Here is a 19,023-nt window from a genome sequence, read left to right as displayed (position 1 = left end):
CGATAATAGGCAAACGTTTTAAGTTTCCGGTGGGAGAGGTGTAAAGCTGGTGATATTAATACGAAAATAGGTTATCTTTGTGTTTATGAAGAAAGCAAAGATAACTGGTTTGGTTGTCCGCGGACAGGTGCAAGGGGTCGGCTTCCGTCCGTTTATCTATCACCTGGCTACGGAGATGGGGATAAAGGGCGAGGTAGACAACCGTACGGACGGTGTTTATATCCGCGCTTGTTTTCCTTCTGGCCGGAAGGCTGTTTTTATTGAGCGTATTTGGAAAGAGCATCCACCGGCTGCTTTCATTCATCAGATTATGGAAAGTGAAGAACCGGAAGAAGATACCGTTTTTACGGATTTCCGTATTTTGCCAAGCCGTTCGGATTCCGACAGGGTTACGCAAGTTTCTCCGGATATTGCTGTTTGCTCCGACTGCTTGAGAGATCGCGAGTTACAGGCATCACGTATCCGGTATCCGTTTGTTAATTGTACGCATTGCGGCCCCCGCTTTTCTATCATCCGCGATTTGCCTTATGATAGGCAACAGACTACGATGTCCGTCTTTCCTATGTGCCCTGCCTGCCGGACGGAGTATGAAGATGTAGCCGACCGTCGTTTTCATGCGCAGCCGATAGCTTGCAATCATTGCGGACCATCTTATTATGCAATTTACAAAGGACAAAGGTATGCGGATTATTCTTTTTTGCTGAAACTGACTGCCCGTTTAATTGCCGGTGGCGAAGTGATTGCAGTGAAGGGTATAGGCGGTTATCATCTGGTATGCGATGCCTTGAACGAACGAGCCGTGCAACGCCTTCGGGAGATAAAGCAGCGCGACAGCAAACCGTTTGCTGTGATGTTCCGGGACATGAAAGCTGTACATGGGTATGCCGAAGTAAATGCGGCAGAAGAAAACTGCCTGACGTCGTGGCGTCGGCCTATTGTTTTGCTGAAACAAAAGCTGCAACAACCGTCTTTGCCGACAGCCTTGAATCCAGGTATGCGCACGTTGGGCTGCATGCTTCCATATATGCCTGTGCATTATGACTGGTTCGACTGCCTGCAAACTCCGGTATTAGTGATGACGAGTGGCAACCTGAGTGAAGTCCCCATCCTTATTACTCCCGAAGAGGCCGAAAGGCAATTGCAGTCTGAAGTGTCCCTTATACTCCATCATAACCGGGATATACATAATCGGGTAGACGATTCTGTAGTGCAGGTTTGTGGCACGCAGCCTTGCCTGGTACGCCGTTCGCGCGGATATGTACCGGAGCCTTTTTTTGCGGATATGCCGGTGGAGGGGATTTTGGCATTCGGTGCCGAGAAGGTGAATACGTTTGCTTTGGGAAAAGGCGATACCGTTTTGCAGAGCCAGTATATCGGCGATTTGAAGAACTGGGAGACGTATGCTTTTTATTGCGAATCGCTGAATCGTTTCCGGCATCTGTTCCGCTTTATACCCGACTATCTGGTTTGCGACCTTCATTCCGATTATCTTTCTTCACGCGAAGCTGCCCGCCTGGCTCAGGAGGAACAACTTCCTTTGCTGAAGGTGCAACATCACCATGCACATGCTGTTGCTTGTATGCTGGAACATGGTTTGCACGAGCCTGTTATAGCCGTCGTAATGGATGGTACCGGGCTGGGTGATGATGGTACGGTTTGGGGCGGTGAGTTTTTTCTCTGCGACCGTATGGAATATACGCGTTTGTCATACTTTGAGCCCGTTCCTCTACCGGGCGGAGATAAGGCTTCTGTGGAGCCGTGGCGCATGGCGGTTGCTTATCTATGGCATTATGGACTGCCGGTTCCGGCTGCATTTGAAGAACGGATCGGAAAAGAGAAGATCGGAATGTTGCAGAAGATGATGGAAAAGAAGGTGAATACGCCTTATACCTCCAGTGCTGGCCGGTTGTTTGATGCTGTGGCTTCTTTGTCGGGAGTCTGTGATGTGGCGACACGGCAGGCCGAAGCCCCCATTCTGTTGGAGCAAACCATTATGGATGCAAGGCAGATACTCTATCCTGTTGACGGAAAGGGAGGTGAAACTGTCTCTTTTCGCTCCGTTTTGGAATCGGTTATAAAGGATAAGGCAGACGGTGTTTCTGTCGGAGTGATTTCTGCCCGTTTCCATCTTACACTGGCTGCTGTGATCAGACAGAAGGCCGAACAGCTATTAAACCTCACGGGTGCACGGAAAGTAGTAATATCCGGCGGATGTTTTCAGAATAAATTTCTTACGGAGACGTTGCAACGCATGTTTGCCGATGTGGATATACCTTTATATATACCTTCGCGTATTCCGTGTAACGATAGTGGCGTGGCAGCAGGACAATTAACGGTTGCGGCAGCAAAGCGCCTTAACAATCCTTGAACAATATTTGTTATATAAATAGAGTTTAATACGGATATTCCGTTTACATTTGTATATGCATGAATTATCAATAGCGCAGAGTATTGTAGAACTTGCAGAAGAAAAGGCCCGCGAGAGGCAGGCTTCGGCGATAGAAGAGCTGGAGTTGGAGATTGGGTGTCTTGCTGGTGTAGAACTGCAAACGCTGGAATTTGCTCTTGAAAGTGCTGTGAAAGGCACTATGCTTGACAAAGCCCGTATAGTGCGCCATTATATAGATGGCGAGGCTTGTTGCGGCGAGTGTGGAACACGGTTTCCTACTAGTGCTCTATATGCTTCTTGCCCCCATTGTGGTTCGTGGCTGATAAATATCCTGCACGGAAAAGAACTTCGTATAAAGTCGATTGTTATTAAATAGAAAAGGAATTCAAACCATAAAAAACAAAGCGTATGTGTGGAACTTGCGGATGCGGAGAGCATCATCATTCACATGATCATTCTCACGAACACGGACATGAACACCATCATGAAGAAGTAGCTGTTATAAATCTGGAACAGGATATTCTTCAGCGCAATAATCTTCTGGCGGAACGAAACAGAGGCTATTTTGAAGCCAAAAGACTTTTTGTACTGAACTTGATGAGTTCGCCCGGTTCCGGTAAAACAACCCTACTGGAAGAAACGATCCGACGGCTTAAAGGTAAGCAATCTATATATGTAATAGAAGGAGACCAGCAGACTTCTAATGATGCCGACCGGATATCGGCGCTGGATGTTCCCGTTTTCCAGGTAAATACAGGAACGGGTTGCCACTTGGAAGCATCTATGGTAAATCATGCGGTAAAACATCTTAATCCGGCGGAAGGATCGGTCTTGTTCGTTGAGAATGTCGGCAATTTGGTTTGTCCTGCAATGTTTGATCTGGGAGAAGCCAGAAAAGTGGTGATTGTCAGTACAACCGAAGGTGACGATAAACCGCTGAAATATCCGCATATATTTGCCGAAGCGGAAGTTTGTGTTATTAATAAGATCGATCTGGCTCCTTATCTGAATACAAGTGTAGCCGAATTAAAAGAAAATGCCTTGAAGGTAAATCATCATTTACAGATATTCGAAGTTTCTGCTCTGCAAGGAGACGGAATGGATAACTGGTGTAACTGGTTGCTTGCTGAATGTGCAAAGTGTAAATAAATTATCCGGATTTGGCGAAAAAGTCGATAAAAAAACTATATTTGTCCCCGTTCGCTGAATCTATTTTAATCAAAATGTTATGATTAACCGAGAGCTAATTAACCCTCAAAGCATCGTAGTGGTGGGAGGTTCCAACAATGTACATAAGCCGGGTGGCCGTTTAGTACGTAATTTGTTGGATGGTAAATATAAAGGAGACTTGTACGTTGTAAATGCAAAAGAGACCGATGTACAGGGAGTGAAGTCATATCCGTCTGTACATGATATACCGGATACAGAGTTGGCCATTATTTCCATACCAGGTAAATCGTGCCCGGACGTAATGGAAGTATTGACCAGGGACAAAGGCGTAAAAGCCTTTATTGTAATATCGGCCGGTTTTGGGGAGGAAACGCATGAAGGTGCAATTCTGGAACAACGTATGCTGGATATTGTAGAAGAAGCGAATGCAGCTTTGATCGGACCCAATTGTATCGGATTGATGAATATGAATTATCATGGTGTATTCACTCAGCCGATACCGGAGTTTCATCAGGATGGTGTAGATTTTATTTCCAGTTCGGGTGGTACGGCTTTGTTTATTATTGAATCTGCATTAACAAAAGGGCTTCGTTTTTCTTCCGTTTGGTCGGTTGGCAATTCCAAACAGAACGGAGTAGAGGAGATACTGGAATATATGGATCGTAATTTTGATCCGGTGTTCGATTCTAAAATAAAAATGCTTTACATAGAACAGATCAAGCAACCCGATAAATTGTTGTATCACGCATCTTCCTTGATACGTAAAGGCTGTAAGATTGCTGCTATTAAAGCTGGTAGCACCGAATCCGGTAAGCGCGCGGCTTCTTCTCATACCGGAGCAATTGCCAGTTCGGATTCGGCTGTTGAGGCTTTATTCCGTAAGGCAGGTATTGTCCGTTGTTTCAGTCGTGAAGAATTGACTACAGTGGCTAGTATCTTTACCTTAAAGGATGTAAAAGGCAAAAATTGTGCTATTGTAACTCATGCCGGTGGTCCGGCAGTAATGCTTGCGGATGCTTTATCTAAAGGCCGTTTGAATGTTCCGAATCTGGAAGGTCCTGTAGCTAATGAGTTGAAATCAAAGCTATATCCGGGTGCAGCAGTTGGCAATCCGATCGATATAATAGGAACCGGAACGCCTGAGCATTTGGCGACAGCTATTGACTATTGCGAAAATAAGTTTGAGAATATCGATTTGATAATGGTTATTTTCGGTAGTCCCGGTTTGGTTAAATTATATGATACGTACGAAGTGTTGCATAAGAAAATGGAGGAATGTAAGAAGCCTATTTTCCCTGTTTTGCCCTCAATTGTAACAGCTGGTCCCGAGGTAAAGAGTTTTGTTAAGAAAGGCCATGTTAATTTCTCGGATGAAGTAACATTGGGGACAGCTCTTTCACGCGTGATAAATACGCCGAAGCCTGCTAGTACGGACATTCAGTTATATGGTGTTGATGTTCCCGAAGTCCGCCGTATTATAGACAGGTTGCCGGGGAGTGGGTATCTCAAACCTGAAGAGGTTCGTATGTTGCTATGTGCTGCAAATATTCCTTTGGTAGAAGAGTTTACATCTACTGATAAAGACGAATTGATCGCTTTTGCCAAGAAAGTCAAGTATCCGGTGGTGGCAAAAGTAGTTGGACCTGTCCATAAAAGCGACATTGGAGGAGTGGCGTTGAACGTTCGTTGTGAGGAGCATTTATTGTTTGAATATGAACGTATGATGCGCTTGCCGGGGGTAGAAGCAATAATGATTCAACCGATGCTGAAAGGGCAGGAGTTATTTCTGGGTGCGAAATATGAAGATCGTTTCGGGCACGTTGTCTTATGTGGTTTAGGAGGTATTTTTGTTGAAGTCCTTCAGGATGTTTCTTATGGTTTGTCTCCGTTATCGTACGACGAAACATTCTCAATGATCCGTTCTTTGCGGGGTTATCCTATTATTAAAGGTACACGCGGACAGAAAGGTATAGATGAACAATTGTATGCTGATATAATAGTACGTCTTTCCACCCTTCTTCGTTTTGCCAGTGAGATCAAAGAAATGGATATAAATCCGCTGCTTGCAACAGATAGGGGTTTGTTTGCAGTAGATGCCCGCATACGTATAGAAAAGTGATTCTGAAATCAGTTTGGTTATAAATAGCAATAAAAGGGACTTTCAGGCAAGTTTATAAAACTTGCCTGAAAGTTCTTTTTTGTTGCTTGCCCTTTTCTTACAGGTTGCTTACCTTATTCAATTTAGTTGCCTACCCAAATACTGTCATATATGGGTTTCAATAAAAGGTCGTTTAAAGGTTCACTTTGTCACCTTCTGTCACTTTCTTCGGGGGGTGTTTCAAAATCTGAAAAATTATCTACAGATATTCCATGTAATCATACAACTTGCTATTGTAGAAAATGTTCACGCCGATGCGGTTTTTAAACTCCTAAAAACGGTCAATGCAGATTTCATTTTAACACTCCCGCGAACACTTTCCCTAAATGGCTTTAGCCTGGTTTCAATTGCCGTCGGTTTCAACCGACGGATAGTAGAGCCTTCCTCTTTCAAGGGCTTTAGCCCAATAAGAATGAGATAATCAAAAAGAGCTTTTCAAGAAGAAATTTGGCTAAAGCCAATACAGATATATCCCCCTTTAGTCCGTCCGCTGAAGCAGACGGCAATTGAAACCAGGCTAAAGCCATAAAAGAACAGGCTCTATCGGCCATCCTAAAAGAAAGCTGCGCTTAGCTTAGCTTTCTTGTTAGCGGCATCAGCGGCCGGGCGTTAAACGCAGGTAAAAGACACAGCGACGAAACCAGCGGCTGTCTGAGCGAAGCGAGTTCCGCTGGTTCAGCGAAGTCTTTTGCCGGAGTAGCCCGGACGGTGCAGCCTTGACCTTTTGGTTACTTTTGGGTCAAGCCAAAAGTAATAAAAAAGTGTTCGCGGGAAGCACTAAAGCGTTGCAAGCACAATCCTGAAATAATAGATCAATGATATATAAATCAATAACATACAGCCGATATCAGATCATTTTGCAATTTTGGAATACCCCCCGAAGAAGGTGACAGAAGGTGACAAAGTGGGAAGATGTCTAAATCCTCTGTTTGTAGAATTCTGCACTCAATGACCTTTATTCTTCTGTATTGACATATTCTTTTACAAAGCGTTTGAAACTGCTGAGAGATACTTTGTAATATTCGGCTAATTCTGCATAAGTGATGTTCTCGTCTTTAATTTCTTTTCTTATGCGTTCTTTGTAAGGTAAAAGCCGTTCCATTTGTAGGCTTCCTTTTGGCCTGCCTAGTTTTACTCCTTTGCTTCGGGTTAAAGCCAGGGCTTCTTTTGTGCGGACAGAAATCAGTTTTCGTTCTATTTCGGAAACGAGGCCGAATGTAAACGCTAAAGTTTTACTGTTTATGTTGTTTTTAAATGTATATCCCTCTGATACGCTGTATAGAATAACTTTACGTTCAATACATATCATCAGGAGATGCATTATTTCTACTAGTTTTCGGCTGAGACGGGAAATGTCGGCTATAATTAATGTGTCTCCTTCATCTAAACCTTTAATGACATTTTCTATTTTTTTATTGTTACGGACATTGCTGCCGGAATCTTTATACCATTTATCAATAGTTAATTTATGGAGTTTGGCAAACTTCTCGATAGTTTCTTGTTGGATTTCGGAAGATAGCTTATTGCTAGTATATGTACGGATATGTGCAACTATCATAGATTATATCTTTATATGTTTCTACTATAACAAATAGAAAGGCTAGATGTTTATGTGGTTTATGATAGCATTTTCAAGAAACAACAAAGGCTGTCGATCATGTAAGATTGACAGCCTTGGCGCGGAAGCTGGGGGATTCGAACCCCCGGTACGGTTACCCGTACGACAGTTTAGCAAACTGTTGGTTTCAGCCACTCACCCAAACTTCCTTGTGCTTTGTGCTTATTCCCTTGAAATGCGACGCAAAGATAGGTGTATGTTTTTGAATATGCAAGGCTTTTTCACTGTATTTTTAAGAAAAAGATGCTACTTTTGTGGCTTGTTCTGATATTCAGTAGATTATTTTTACGATATGAATGAAAAAAAATTCCAGAAGCGTATAGTTATTATTACAGCTATTATTGCTGCGCTCATGTTGATAGGTGCTGGTGTGTGGGCCTATTGTTTATTGCTAGCTCCAAACTTTTCTCCGGAAAAGACAGTCTATGTTTATATTGACCGTCAAAAGAATTTTGAAAACTTATGCCGCCAATTGGAGGATTCTGCAAATTGTTCCCATATTGGAGGTTTTAAACAAGTTGCCGGATTATTAAAGTATGCTTCGAATATGAAGACCGGGCGTTATGCTGTGGTTCCGGGGATGAGTAACCTGTCTTTATTGAAAGAACTTCGACGTGGTCACCAGACAGTTACGCGTATTACATTTAATAATATTCGTTTTAAAGAAGATCTGGCGGAGCGCTTGAGTGAACAATTGATGATTGAAAAGCCCGAATTAATGGATTTGTTGAATGATTCTTTATATTGTGCATCTCTGGGATTTACTCCGGCTACTGTTAATGCTATGTTTATTCCTAATACTTATGAAGTATACTGGAATATTTCTGCCGGAAAATTATTACAGCGTATGCTTCGCGAATATAACTCCTTTTGGACAGAACAACGTTTGGCAAAAGCAAAAGCAATAGGTCTCACTCCTATAGAAGTGACTATACTGGCCTCTATTGTGGAAGAAGAAACTGCAGCTGCGGATGAATATCCGATGGTGGCCGGGCTTTATATCAATCGTTTGCATAAAGGGATACCTCTACAAGCAGATCCGACTATTAAATTTGCTTTGGGAAATTTTGCTTTGCAGCGTATCTTATTTGAGCATTTGAATGTGGAATCTCCTTATAATACTTACAAATATGCAGGATTGCCACCTGCCCCTTTGCGTATTCCTACAATTAAAGGATTGGATGCCGTACTAAATTATACACAACATAATTATTTGTATATGTGTGCCAAAGAAGATTTTTCCGGACGCCATAATTTTGCAGTCACATTAGCTGAGCATAATCGAAATGCCAATCGTTACCGTGCAGAACTTAACAAAAGGAAGATTCGGTAGCATTTTACTTTCAGGTTATATTAAAATCTGTATCTTTGGCGTCTGTATTATAAATATGTGGTCAATAAAAAGAAAACTAAATACACATGGAAAAACATCTATTTTTAGGGGATGAGGCCATCGCCCAGGCTGCTATTGATGCAGGCCTGTCGGGTGTGTATGCTTATCCGGGAACTCCATCTACTGAAATTACCGAATTTATACAAAATTCTCCGGTAGCAAAAGACAGAGGCATTCACTGCCGTTGGAGTACAAATGAAAAAACAGCAATGGAAGCCGCTTTGGGTATGAGCTATGCCGGGAAAAGGGCACTATGTTGCATGAAGCATGTTGGGCTTAATGTTGCTGCCGATTGTTTTATGAATGCTGCTATGAGTGGAGTTAATGGCGGTATGATTATCATTTCTGCAGATGATCCTTCCATGCATTCTTCACAAAACGAACAGGATAATCGTCTATATGGAAATTTTGCCATGATTCCGATGTTGGAACCGTCCAGTCAACAGGAAGCATACGATATGGTGTATGAGGGCTTTGAGCTTTCAGAAAGATTGGGATATCCGGTATTGGTGCGTATTACGACTCGTATGGCACACTCTCGTGCAGGAGTTGTTACCCGTGAAATGAAATCACAAAATAAGATGAATTGTCCGGAAGATGGCCGTCAACGTTTTATTTTGTTACCAGCTCTGGCTCGCAAACGTTTTAAAACATTATTGGCAGCCCAAGCAGTATTTACCGAAGCGTCTGAAAAATCGGAATATAATGTTTACTATGATACTCCGAAGAAAGATAAAGGAATTATTGCTACGGGAATTGCTTTTAATTATTTGTCCGAAAATTATCCGGATGGATTTGAATATCCGGTATTGAAAATTAGTCAATATCCATTGCCTAAGAAGTATATTGAAAAAATGGCAGATGAGTGCAAGGAAATTCTTGTTCTTGAGGAGGGCTACCCGGTTGTTGAAGAGCAATTGAAAGGTTTCTTGGGTAAAGGGATAACCATTCGTGGCCGTTTAGACGGAACTTTGCAGCGGGACGGAGAACTTACTCCTGATGCTGTTGGCAAGGCTTTGGGTAAGGAAATTCATCGTTATTATGCAATTCCGGAAGTTGTAGAGCAACGCCCACCTGCATTATGCCAGGGATGCGGACATCGCGATATGTATGAAGCGCTAAATGAAGTACTGGCAGAATATAAGGATGCTAAGGTATTCGGAGATATAGGTTGTTATACTTTGGGAGCGTTACCACCTTTCCGGGCTATTGATACGTGTATTGATATGGGAGCTTCTGTTACTATGGCAAAAGGTGCATCTGATGCGGGTGTGTTTCCGGCTGTCGCTGTAATTGGCGATTCTACTTTTACACATTCCGGCATGACCGGTTTATTGGATTGCGTCAATGAAAACAGTAATGTAACGATTGTAATTTCTGATAATGAGACAACAGCAATGACTGGTGGTCAGGATTCTGCGGGAACCGGACGATTGGAATCTATTTGTGCCGGAATAGGAGTTGATCCGGCCCATATTCGTGTTATGATCCCACTGAAGAAGAATTATGATGAAATGAAAACTATCATTCGTGAAGAGATTGAATATAATGGTGTATCTGTTTTAATACCTCGTCGTGAATGTATACAGACATTAACAAGAAAGAAAAAAGCAAGCAAAAAATGAAAACCGATATTATATTATCAGGTGTAGGAGGACAAGGTATCCTGTCTATTGCCGCCGTAATTGGAGAAGCCGCTTTGAAAGATGGCTTATATATGAAACAGGCAGAAGTACATGGTATGAGCCAACGTGGAGGAGATGTTCAGTCTAATCTTCGTTTGTCTGACCAGCCCATTGCTTCGGATCTGATTCCACAGGGGCAAGCTGATTTAATTATATCTTTGGAACCTATGGAAAGTCTTCGTTACTTGCCTTATTTGAAGAAAGAAGGTTGGTTGGTCACTAATTCTCAACCATTTATTAATATACCAAACTATCCGGATATAGAAAAAGTAAATGTGGAATTGGGAAAATTACCTAATAGGGTTATTTTGGATGTAGAAGCAATTGCAAAGGAAGTTGGTTCTGTCCGGGCTGCAAATATTGTAATGTTGGGTGCTGCGGCTCCATTTATTGGTATAGATTATAATAAGATAGAAGATGGTATTCGTCATATTTTCGGACGCAAAGGGGAAGAAATAGTAGAGATGAACCTGAAAGCATTGAAAGCCGGTTATGATGTGGCTCAAAGCAGAAAGTGAATCTTAATATTTGTCATAAAATTAAAGCTGGGAATAATCGTTTATTCTCAGCTTTTTTTGTCGTAATAAATAACGTACATTTGCCTTTGATTTTTAAACGGCAAACAAAAAAAATATGAAGAAGTGTATAGTTGCATGCTTATTGGCTGTCTTGTCTTTGGCCATTAAAGCTCAAAGTAATGCAGAACTTGTAAAAGTTGGAGATTCAATGCCTGCCTTTACGATTATTTCAGATGATGGAACAAAACTTCCGTCTTCCTCTCTTAAAGGAAAAGTAATTCTTGTAAATTTCTTTGCAACCTGGTGCCCTCCTTGCCAGAAAGAGTTGGCTGAAATACAAAAGACATTATGGCCTGAATATAAAGATAATGATAAGTTTAAATTGTTGGTAATAGGCCGTGAACATACAGATGCCGATTTACAAAAATATAATGAAAAGAAAGGTTTTGATTTTCCTCTGTATCCGGATAAGAACCGTGCTATTTTCAGCGCTTTTGCCAATAGTTTGATCCCGCGCAGTTATTTGATAGGAAAAAACGGGAAGGTAATTTATGCCACTTCCGGTTATACGGAAGAAGAATTTTCTGAGTTAATGGAAAAGATAAACGAAGCTTTAAAATAACAAATATGCATTACAATAGAGTACATTTAATTTATTTTTCGCCAACACATACGTCTGCAAAGATCGCCTATGCTATTGCAGAAGGGCTGGATGCCGTTACATTTTCTGAATCGGATATAACTCATGAGATTCCGGATAAAATTGAAAATGTGGAAGAAGAGCTGACTATTATAGCTGTGCCTGTCTATGGCGGACGGGTGGCTGAAACGGCAATAGAGCGATTACGTATGTTTCGTTCTAATCAAGCTCCGGTAATTCCCGTTGTCTTGTATGGAAATCGGGATTATGAAGATGCTTTGAAGGAGTTGTGTGATCTTGTTACGGAATTAGGCTTTATACCGGTCATGGCAGGAGCTTTTATAGGGGAGCATTCATTTAGCCGTAAGGATATGCCAATTGCAGCAGGGCGTCCGGATGACATGGATATACAAAAAGCAATGACTTTAGGAAAAGATGTATTGAAAAAACTTTCTTCTTTACAGTCTTTAGAAGATATTACTCCTCTTCAGGTAAAGGGAAATTTTCCATATAAGATAAAGGGTGCTTCTACTCCTCAGGCTCCTGTAACTGATGAAGAACTTTGTACCCAATGTGAATATTGTATAGAAATATGCCCTACGGATGCTATTTCAATTCTTGATACAGGAATGTTTAGTAATCCTGAGCGTTGTATTAAATGCTGCGCTTGCGTGAAAGAATGCCCGGAAGGTGCACGTACTTTTGATACTCCATACACTGCAATGCTTCATAAAAATTTCAGTGCCCGTAAAGAACCTGAGTTATTTATTTAAACCAACTGTTTGTATAATGAAACGTACAGCTATTGTTTTTGTCCTGTTGCTGATTATTTATGATATCTCAGCAGCAATCAGGGAGGTGAAATTGCGATTCATTGAAACAAGTGATATACATGGTAATTATTTCCCTTATAATTTTATAGATCAGCATGAGTGGGGGGGAAGCCTGGCTCGTGTGTGTAATTTTGTACAAGGGGAACGGGAAATTTATGGAGAAAACTTGATTTTGATAGATAATGGTGATATTCTCCAGGGACAGCCTTCTGCATATTATTATAATTATATAGACACAGCTTCTATTCATATAGCAGCTGATATGATGAATTATATGAAATATGATATCGGTAATATGGGAAACCATGATGTTGAAACCGGACATACTGTTTATGATCGTTGGATCAGACAATGTAATTTTCCGGTTCTCGGAGCAAATATTATACGAACATCAGATGAAAGTACTTATTTGAAACCTTATCATATTATTCAACGGGACGGAATTAAAATTGCAGTTTTGGGTATGATAACTCCTGCTATTCCTGCTTGGTTATCAGAAAATTTATGGAAAGGCTTGCGTTTTGAAGATATGGAGGCAACGGCTCGTAAATGGATAAAAATAATTCGGGAAAAAGAGAGTCCGGATATTGTTGTTGGAGTTTTTCATTCAGGAAAAGATGCCAGTACAATGATGGACAAGTATCGGGAGAATGCATCTGCCGAAGTTGCCCGCAATGTTTCCGGTTTCGATTTTGTTTTGATGGGGCATGACCATCGCCGTGCTTGCGAAAAAATATTGAATGCAGATGGTGATTCAATTCTAATTATTGATCCGGCCAGTAATGGGCGATTGGTTGCTTGTGTAGATGTTGTATTAACTTTGGATGATGAAGTTGTAGAAAAGAAAAACATTACAGGTAGACTTATTGATATTGATACGTATGAACCGAGTAAAGAGTTTATGCAAAGATTCAGTACGCAATATGATATAGTTAAGAATTTTGTTTCTCGTAAAATCGGCTCGTTTACGGAGACTATTAATACGCGGCCTGCTTATTTTGGCTCGTCGGCTTTTATTGATTTTATACATACGTTGCAGTTACAGTTAACAGGGGCTGAAATATCTTTTGCGGCACCTCTTTCTTTTGATGCTACAATTTATAAAGGAGATGTGAAGGTTAGTGATATGTTTAATTTGTATAAGTATGAAAATATGCTTTATACAATGATGCTATCCGGGGCTGAAATAAAGGGATACCTCGAAGAATCTTATGCCCTGTGGAGTAATTATATGAAATCACCATCAGATCATCTTTTGTTATTGACCAAAAAGGAAGGAGATGACGGTCGCTGTACCTTTACTAATTTTAGTTTTAATTTTGATTCGGCTTCAGGTATTATTTATACAGTTGATGTAACTAAACCTGCAGGTGAAAAAGTGACAATTTTAAGTATGGCCGACAGAACTCCTTTTGAAATGAATAAAATGTATAAAGTGGCATTGAATTCATATCGGGGAAATGGAGGAGGAGAGTTGTTGACAAAAGGAGCTGGTATTCCGGTAGAACAGTTAAAAGATCGTATTATAGCATCTACTGATAAAGACCTCCGTTTTTATCTGATGAAGTACATCGAAGAGAAAAAGGTACTTTCTCCACAGCCTATGAATCATTGGATGTTTGTCCCGATACAATGGGCTGTTCCTGCAGCACGTAAGGACTCTGTTTGCTTGTTTGGTGAAAATTAATGGATTAGCATTTTTTTTCGGATAAATAGTTAAAAAAATGCTAGAAAACATCATGATGGATTGAAATAAATCGTCGTGATGTTTTTTTATTTAATTACCTTTGTGAGTTTAATAGTATTAATTAAGCAAAAAGCAGAAAGGTTAAGTATGAATTTGAAAGATAAACTAGAAGCCGAATCTACGTCTGAGCCGATTGTTTTTTTACACATGGAAGGTATGTTTTGGAAAGCTTATGAACAATCTGCTATGCGGTTTGTGAAGGAGATAAAAGCATATAAGTTATTAAAGAAACACATTAAAGCCATAAAAAAAGATGTTGTTTCTTTAGGTTTTCCTTCCGGTTCATTGGAGGATATTTTGTCCGGCAGAGAATATACTCGGGAAAATGATAAATTAGTATCATTTAAAGTGGAAAATGTTTATACCCCGGAAGAATTTGAAGAATGGAAATCACAAATATCGTTGATTGAAGAAACATCTGCTTCAGAAAGCTGCCAATCTCAAACTATATCCGGATTAACAACAGTTGAACGGGGGGTAATTAGTCAGTTAATGGCTTTCAGTGTCGAAACGGCTTCACCTATACAATGCATGATGTTGGTTTCTAATTTGCAAGCTCAATTAAAAAAATGATATACGATAACCTTCCGGTATATAAAGCTACGTACGATTTGTTATTGATGATATTTCGTTTAAACCGGAATTTTCAACGAGATTATCGTTATACGTTAGGTGAAAATGTGAAGAATGAATTGATAAATCTTTTGGTGTGTATATATAACGCGAATTCAAATTCTGAAAAAGCTCCTATTTTGGCAAAAGCGCGTGAACATGTTGTTGTTATAAAATTACAAATACGTCTGCTTATGGATTTGAAACAGATCAGCCTTAAACAATACGCAGCGGCAGCCGAGATTATTGAATCTGTATCTAAACAGCTAGCGGCCTGGCATAAATCAAGTGATAAATTGAGATCTTGCTGAACACTATAAAAAGGTCGTTCTTTATCGTTTACTAACCTTTACAGGCCACTCTTTTGTTTCAGATCTTCCGGTACATTATTTATGATAAACTTCTGTATAAATTGGCTATCTTAGGAGGAATAGTTGTGTTGAGGACTATTCTGTCTGTCTTTTTGAATAAAGAAATTAAGGAGTTGGAAACAGAAAATAAGGAACCTGTTTAATGAATGAAAATCGAACGGGTTCCTTTTTCTATACGTGTTTATTCCGAATTAGTGTCCTTTAGGAATGAATTTAGTTATTTCCTCTAGTTTTGAACTGATCATACTTTCTAATTGACTCCAATCATTTACTAAAACAGTAAGTACTGCTTCCGAAAAACCGCCAATAGAACAGTATCTGTTATCGGTTCCTCCATTGTTACACCACATAGCTTTAACTGTGATATTTTCTTCAGGAGAGGTAATGTCTACCATTGTTTGTAGAGTAATAGGTACGCGTTGTCCGTCCATACCACAGGTATATAAACCTCTTGCAACAATGTTATTGTTGACTTTGATAGCGAACCATGCTCCGTCGCCGGCTTTGTCACACCAGGTATCTCCGATAGTTAATGTGATAAACAATTGATTTCCTTTTGAAGCTTTAAAAGAGATAGGTGCAATTGGTGTTATTTCCTGAAAACAGGCATCATTATTATTATTGTAATAATGTCCTTGGATTCCAATGGCGCTGCTGTTTCTTTTTTTTGATGACATTAATAATTTCATATTCCATATGTTTTTTTAATTCCTACTCTTTATCAGGCTTTTCGGATCCGCCTATATTAATTATTTCTGTAAGCTTACAGAAACAAAAATATTGGCCGTACAAATAGAAAGTATATTATAATGTGCAACGTTGGGAATATAGTTTTCGAATTTAAGTAATAAGGCTTTAAAACAAATGCCGTCCCTGATACCAATCTTTTTTATTCTTTATGTTTGTACTTTTGCATCATCAAAAGAGTGATTAATATCCAGAGTTCCGAAGGTTATGGCTTCCGGAAGTGTGATTCGTAAATTCAGTAGCCTACCGGTGGAGTAAAAGTTCATCGTGTTTTTGCTGGTCATCACTCAGAATAAAACATTTCCGTATCTGTTTTATTCTATAATAAAAGGTTACTTTTTGTTCTGCCTGCTGCAGGGCGCCGTACCCCCGATACCGGTAGTTCCACCTATCTGGCTGCCAGCGGTTATTATTGGGCATCTACTCTTACTGAGGCTGGTGTATCTTCTCGTCTGCGCTTCGATAACATTGGTGCCGATACGGGTATATACGACCTTGCGTACGGTTTGTCAGTCCGTTGTGTCCAAGCATTTACGGTCACTCTTTTTTCCTACCTTTGCCACCATAAAGAGTGGCTATATCCAGAGTTCCGAAGGTCATGACTTTCGGAAGTGCGATATGTAAATTCAGTAACCGACTGGCAAAATAAAGGTTGCAGATAGTTGAATATACTGTTTTATGTCAGTTATGAATTTAGCTTTACGTTTTTGCTTACTTAACTGTATTCATTTCGTATAGCTTTTACCGGTTACTTTGGTTCTGCCTGCTGCAGGTTACCGTAACAACGGTGACGGTAGTTCTAACGGTCTGGCTACCAATGGGAATTATTGGTCATCTACCCTTAATGCGTCAGGTAAGTCTCCTCGTCTGAACTTCAACAGTAGTAGTGCCAATATGGATGAGGTTAACCTTGCGAATGGTTATCCCGTCCGTTGTGTCCAAGCATTTACGGTCACTCTTTTTTCCTACCTTTGCCACCATAAAGAGTGGCTATATCCGGAGTTCCGAAGGTCATGACTTTCGGAAGTGCGATATGTAAATTCAGTAACCGACTGGCAAAATAAAGGTTGCAGATAGTTGAATATACTGTTTTATGTCAGTTATGAATTTAGCTTTACGTTTTTGCTTACTTAACTGTATTCATTTCGTATAGTTTCCTACCGGTTACTTGGTGTTCTGCCTGCTGCAGGTTACCGTAACAACGGTGACGGTAGTTCTAACGGTCTGGCTGTCGAGGGTGATTACTGGTCATCTACGCTTAATGCGTCAGGCAAATCTCCTCGTTTGGTTTTTAACAGTAGCATTGCCAATATGAATGAGCTTAACCTTGCGAACGGCCATTCTATCCGTTGTGTCCAAGCATTTACAGGCCACTCTTTTTTTCTACCTTTGCCTTCTGTAAAGAGTGGCTATATCCGGAGTTCCGAAGGTTACTACTTCCGGAAGTGTGATTTTGTAAATTCAGTAGCTTACCGGCATAATAAAGCTTATTATCAGTATAAGTTGGTCATCATACAGAATAGGTCTTTTATCCATCAGTTCTATTCTAAAAAGAAAAGTTACTTTATTGTTCTGCCTGCTGCAGGCTACCGCGACGGTGGTAATAGTAGTTCCGGCAATTTGGCTTCCTTCGGTAGCTATTGGTCGTCTACGCTTAATGCGTCGGGTAAGTCTTCTTATTTGTTCTTTGGCAGTAGTAATGCAGGTACGGCTTTATACAGTCTTGCGAGCAGTTTGTCCGTCCGTTGTGTCCAAGCATTTACAAGCCACTCTTTTGTTTTTACTTGTTCGTTCCTATCCAAGTCCATTTGTGCCAGATGTATTCTAATGGGCCTTGTTTATGTTTAGACAACCACCATTTGCAGAATTTTACTTGCAACAGGAATACCAGAAAGCCTATTAACAGACTGATCGTATATCCGCAATAAGGAGCGAGGTACAGACCGAATGGGAAATAAATAATAGCTCCTATTATTGACTGGGATATATAATTGGTAAGGCTCATTTTTCCGTAAAAACGTAAATTAGAAACAGCTTTACTAAAGTTTTTCTGTTGGTAAAGCAGGATGAATGAAGCAACCAGTACCAGTGTGAAAGCCAATTTTTGCCACATATCAAATGCCGTACCTACAGTTTGTTGTATGATTGTGTCATTTGTCATAATCTGTTCTTTCAGAGTGTACAGGGGAGCGAAAGATATGGCGCCGGCTATTAACGCTTTTACCCAAAAAAGGGAATTTTTTTCTGATGTAATGAAAAGTTGTTTTCTACCGATATAGAAACCTAACAGAAATAATCCGGCTGTCTGAAAGAAGCGCCCGGCATTTACCGCCCATAGCAAACTTGCTTTTTGTCCTAACGTAATATTGCCTGAAATAAAATTTACAAAGTTTCCGGCTTTCGTATATTCTGCCACTTCTGTATACATTTCTTTTACTCCTAAGTTTGGTAGCTGATGAGTGGGGTTTATCAGGTTTGCAATATAGTGATACCATTCGACAGGTTGTAATAGGAAGATAACGGCGGTTATTAAAATAGCCTTGTTGTCCCAGTTACGGGTAAAGAACAATATAATTCCTACAACAACGAATAATAGTAATACATCTCCGGCAGGGAAAAAGGCGGCATTTAGTGTTGCAAATCCGGCCAACAATACCAAACGCCACAGAAAACGATAACCGAAATCTTTACCTTGCTTTTTTTGATTGTTATTTTGAATATAAAATGTGAATCCGAACAGGAGTGCAAAGATTGCATAAGCTTTTCCGGCGAATAAGGAAAAAATAACATTGAATACTCCCTGGTCTAATACATTTAACCAGTTTGGAGAGTTTGCCGGATAGACCGGGAAGATAAAATGCTCCAGGTTATGTACTAAAACAATAGCCATTACTGCGAAGCCACGTAAAGCATCCACAACCTCGATACGAGGATTTTTATTAATAAGCAGGTTCATTATTTAATGATTGTTTATTCGCTGTTGTAATTATTTCTCGCGTCTTTCTCTTTATACGCCCGCAAATGTATGAAATAGATCTAAAAAGTAGGATAAGGCTCGATTTTATTTCATGGAAGTATGTTCAGAAACATTCTTTCTTATTTTTGTTCTCCATAAAGAGTGGCTCTATATTTCCGGATAGCT

At 40.3% G+C, this 19,023-nt stretch carries 16 protein-coding genes, 1 tRNA gene and 1 pseudogene; 14 read left to right on the top strand and 4 right to left on the bottom strand.

Going from position 1 to position 19,023, the window contains the following annotated elements; genetic code table 11:
* Positions 1 to 85: 85 nt before the first annotated feature.
* From hypF to CTY47_RS01785, 4 genes are all read left to right on the top strand, one after another.
* Positions 86 to 2,368, top strand: coding sequence for a carbamoyltransferase HypF (hypF, locus tag CTY47_RS01800; RefSeq protein WP_099463147.1), 2,283 nt, complete (start codon positions 86 to 88; stop codon positions 2,366 to 2,368).
* Between the two features lie 55 nt (positions 2,369 to 2,423).
* Positions 2,424 to 2,765: a hydrogenase maturation nickel metallochaperone HypA gene (hypA, locus tag CTY47_RS01795; protein WP_099463146.1), complete on the top strand. Its 342-nt coding sequence runs from the start codon at positions 2,424 to 2,426 to the stop codon at positions 2,763 to 2,765.
* A 32-nt stretch (positions 2,766 to 2,797) separates the two neighbouring features.
* Positions 2,798 to 3,538 carry a hydrogenase nickel incorporation protein HypB gene (gene hypB, locus CTY47_RS01790; RefSeq protein WP_099463145.1) on the top strand — a complete coding sequence of 247 codons (741 nt, stop codon included), beginning with the start codon at positions 2,798 to 2,800 and terminating at the stop codon, positions 3,536 to 3,538.
* A 79-nt stretch (positions 3,539 to 3,617) separates the two neighbouring features.
* Positions 3,618 to 5,678, top strand: a complete 2,061-nt coding sequence (locus tag CTY47_RS01785; RefSeq protein ID WP_099463144.1) for an acetate--CoA ligase family protein — start codon at positions 3,618 to 3,620, stop codon at positions 5,676 to 5,678.
* Between the two features lie 994 nt (positions 5,679 to 6,672).
* Here CTY47_RS01785 and CTY47_RS01775 read toward each other — a convergent pair.
* Both CTY47_RS01775 and CTY47_RS01770 read right to left on the bottom strand, forming a co-directional pair.
* On the bottom strand, positions 6,673 to 7,275 hold the full coding sequence (locus tag CTY47_RS01775; RefSeq protein WP_099463142.1) for a recombinase family protein: 603 nt from the start codon (positions 7,273 to 7,275) through the stop codon (positions 6,673 to 6,675).
* Between the two features lie 122 nt (positions 7,276 to 7,397).
* Positions 7,398 to 7,484 (bottom strand) — tRNA-Ser (locus CTY47_RS01770).
* Positions 7,485 to 7,627: 143 nt separating this feature from the next.
* Here CTY47_RS01770 and mltG point away from each other — a divergent pair.
* From mltG to CTY47_RS01725, 9 genes and pseudogenes are all read left to right on the top strand, one after another.
* Positions 7,628 to 8,668, top strand: a complete 1,041-nt coding sequence (gene mltG / locus CTY47_RS01765) for an endolytic transglycosylase MltG (protein ID WP_099463141.1) — start codon at positions 7,628 to 7,630, stop codon at positions 8,666 to 8,668.
* 86 nt (positions 8,669 to 8,754) lie between these two features.
* Positions 8,755 to 10,353: a thiamine pyrophosphate-dependent enzyme gene (locus CTY47_RS01760; RefSeq protein WP_099463140.1), complete on the top strand. Its 1,599-nt coding sequence runs from the start codon at positions 8,755 to 8,757 to the stop codon at positions 10,351 to 10,353.
* A complete protein-coding gene (locus tag CTY47_RS01755; protein ID WP_099464031.1) occupies positions 10,350 to 10,931 on the top strand; it encodes an indolepyruvate oxidoreductase subunit beta in 582 nt (193 codons plus the stop codon). The genes CTY47_RS01760 and CTY47_RS01755 overlap by 4 nt, the downstream gene beginning before the upstream one ends.
* Positions 10,932 to 11,046: 115 nt before the next feature.
* On the top strand, positions 11,047 to 11,553 hold the full coding sequence (locus CTY47_RS01750) for a TlpA family protein disulfide reductase (protein ID WP_099463139.1): 507 nt from the start codon (positions 11,047 to 11,049) through the stop codon (positions 11,551 to 11,553).
* Positions 11,554 to 11,558: 5 nt separating this feature from the next.
* Positions 11,559 to 12,344: a 4Fe-4S binding protein gene (locus CTY47_RS01745; protein ID WP_099463138.1), complete on the top strand. Its 786-nt coding sequence runs from the start codon at positions 11,559 to 11,561 to the stop codon at positions 12,342 to 12,344.
* 16 nt (positions 12,345 to 12,360) lie between these two features.
* Positions 12,361 to 14,091 carry a bifunctional metallophosphatase/5'-nucleotidase gene (locus CTY47_RS01740; protein ID WP_099463137.1) on the top strand — a complete coding sequence of 577 codons (1,731 nt, stop codon included), beginning with the start codon at positions 12,361 to 12,363 and terminating at the stop codon, positions 14,089 to 14,091.
* Between the two features lie 147 nt (positions 14,092 to 14,238).
* Complete coding sequence (locus CTY47_RS01735; RefSeq protein ID WP_099463136.1) at positions 14,239 to 14,724, top strand: hypothetical protein; 486 nt, start codon at positions 14,239 to 14,241, stop codon at positions 14,722 to 14,724.
* Positions 14,721 to 15,074 (top strand): four helix bundle protein, encoded by a 354-nt coding sequence (locus tag CTY47_RS01730; protein ID WP_099463135.1) that lies wholly within the window; start codon positions 14,721 to 14,723, stop codon positions 15,072 to 15,074. The genes CTY47_RS01735 and CTY47_RS01730 overlap by 4 nt, the downstream gene beginning before the upstream one ends.
* Before the next feature lie 77 nt (positions 15,075 to 15,151).
* Positions 15,152 to 15,277 (top strand): annotated as a pseudogene (locus tag CTY47_RS01725) (DUF1622 domain-containing protein); the annotation flags it as partial.
* Positions 15,278 to 15,325: 48 nt separating this feature from the next.
* Here the strand turns inward: CTY47_RS01725 and CTY47_RS01720 are convergent.
* On the bottom strand, positions 15,326 to 15,823 hold the full coding sequence (locus tag CTY47_RS01720; protein ID WP_099463134.1) for a hypothetical protein: 498 nt from the start codon (positions 15,821 to 15,823) through the stop codon (positions 15,326 to 15,328).
* A gap of 1,369 nt (positions 15,824 to 17,192) precedes the next feature.
* Here CTY47_RS01720 and CTY47_RS16725 point away from each other — a divergent pair.
* Entirely contained in the window at positions 17,193 to 17,729 is a 537-nt protein-coding gene (locus tag CTY47_RS16725) for a fibrobacter succinogenes major paralogous domain-containing protein (RefSeq protein ID WP_143813312.1), read from the top strand.
* Here the strand turns inward: CTY47_RS16725 and CTY47_RS01715 are convergent.
* Positions 17,662 to 18,837: a DUF418 domain-containing protein gene (locus CTY47_RS01715; RefSeq protein WP_099463133.1), complete on the bottom strand. Its 1,176-nt coding sequence runs from the start codon at positions 18,835 to 18,837 to the stop codon at positions 17,662 to 17,664. The two genes, CTY47_RS16725 and CTY47_RS01715, sit on opposite strands and share 68 nt — an antisense overlap.
* Between the last annotated feature and the right edge of the window lie 186 nt (positions 18,838 to 19,023).

Origin of the sequence: Parabacteroides provencensis (assembly GCF_900232875.1) — a bacterium.
Taxonomy (GTDB): Bacteria; Bacteroidota; Bacteroidia; order Bacteroidales; family Tannerellaceae; genus Parabacteroides; species Parabacteroides chinchillae.
The sequence above is the reverse complement of the archived record's forward strand: the minus strand, read 5'-3'. Positions and strand labels throughout refer to the sequence as shown.

What these genes read in the sequence shown, in the direction of transcription:
- hypF (WP_099463147.1), top strand. Translation starts at nt 86, where the DNA reads ATGAAGAAAGCAAAGATAACTGGTTTGGTTGTCCGCGGACAGGTGCAA.
- hypA (WP_099463146.1), top strand. Translation starts at nt 2,424, where the DNA reads ATGCATGAATTATCAATAGCGCAGAGTATTGTAGAACTTGCAGAAGAA.
- hypB (WP_099463145.1), top strand. Translation starts at nt 2,798, where the DNA reads ATGTGTGGAACTTGCGGATGCGGAGAGCATCATCATTCACATGATCAT.
- CTY47_RS01785 (WP_099463144.1), top strand. Translation starts at nt 3,618, where the DNA reads ATGATTAACCGAGAGCTAATTAACCCTCAAAGCATCGTAGTGGTGGGA.
- CTY47_RS01775 (WP_099463142.1), bottom strand. Translation starts at nt 7,275, where the DNA reads ATGATAGTTGCACATATCCGTACATATACTAGCAATAAGCTATCTTCC.
- mltG (WP_099463141.1), top strand. Translation starts at nt 7,628, where the DNA reads ATGAATGAAAAAAAATTCCAGAAGCGTATAGTTATTATTACAGCTATT.
- CTY47_RS01760 (WP_099463140.1), top strand. Translation starts at nt 8,755, where the DNA reads ATGGAAAAACATCTATTTTTAGGGGATGAGGCCATCGCCCAGGCTGCT.
- CTY47_RS01755 (WP_099464031.1), top strand. Translation starts at nt 10,350, where the DNA reads ATGAAAACCGATATTATATTATCAGGTGTAGGAGGACAAGGTATCCTG.
- CTY47_RS01750 (WP_099463139.1), top strand. Translation starts at nt 11,047, where the DNA reads ATGAAGAAGTGTATAGTTGCATGCTTATTGGCTGTCTTGTCTTTGGCC.
- CTY47_RS01745 (WP_099463138.1), top strand. Translation starts at nt 11,559, where the DNA reads ATGCATTACAATAGAGTACATTTAATTTATTTTTCGCCAACACATACG.
- CTY47_RS01740 (WP_099463137.1), top strand. Translation starts at nt 12,361, where the DNA reads ATGAAACGTACAGCTATTGTTTTTGTCCTGTTGCTGATTATTTATGAT.
- CTY47_RS01735 (WP_099463136.1), top strand. Translation starts at nt 14,239, where the DNA reads ATGAATTTGAAAGATAAACTAGAAGCCGAATCTACGTCTGAGCCGATT.
- CTY47_RS01730 (WP_099463135.1), top strand. Translation starts at nt 14,721, where the DNA reads ATGATATACGATAACCTTCCGGTATATAAAGCTACGTACGATTTGTTA.
- CTY47_RS01720 (WP_099463134.1), bottom strand. Translation starts at nt 15,823, where the DNA reads ATGAAATTATTAATGTCATCAAAAAAAAGAAACAGCAGCGCCATTGGA.
- CTY47_RS16725 (WP_143813312.1), top strand. Translation starts at nt 17,193, where the DNA reads ATGAATGAGCTTAACCTTGCGAACGGCCATTCTATCCGTTGTGTCCAA.
- CTY47_RS01715 (WP_099463133.1), bottom strand. Translation starts at nt 18,837, where the DNA reads ATGAACCTGCTTATTAATAAAAATCCTCGTATCGAGGTTGTGGATGCT.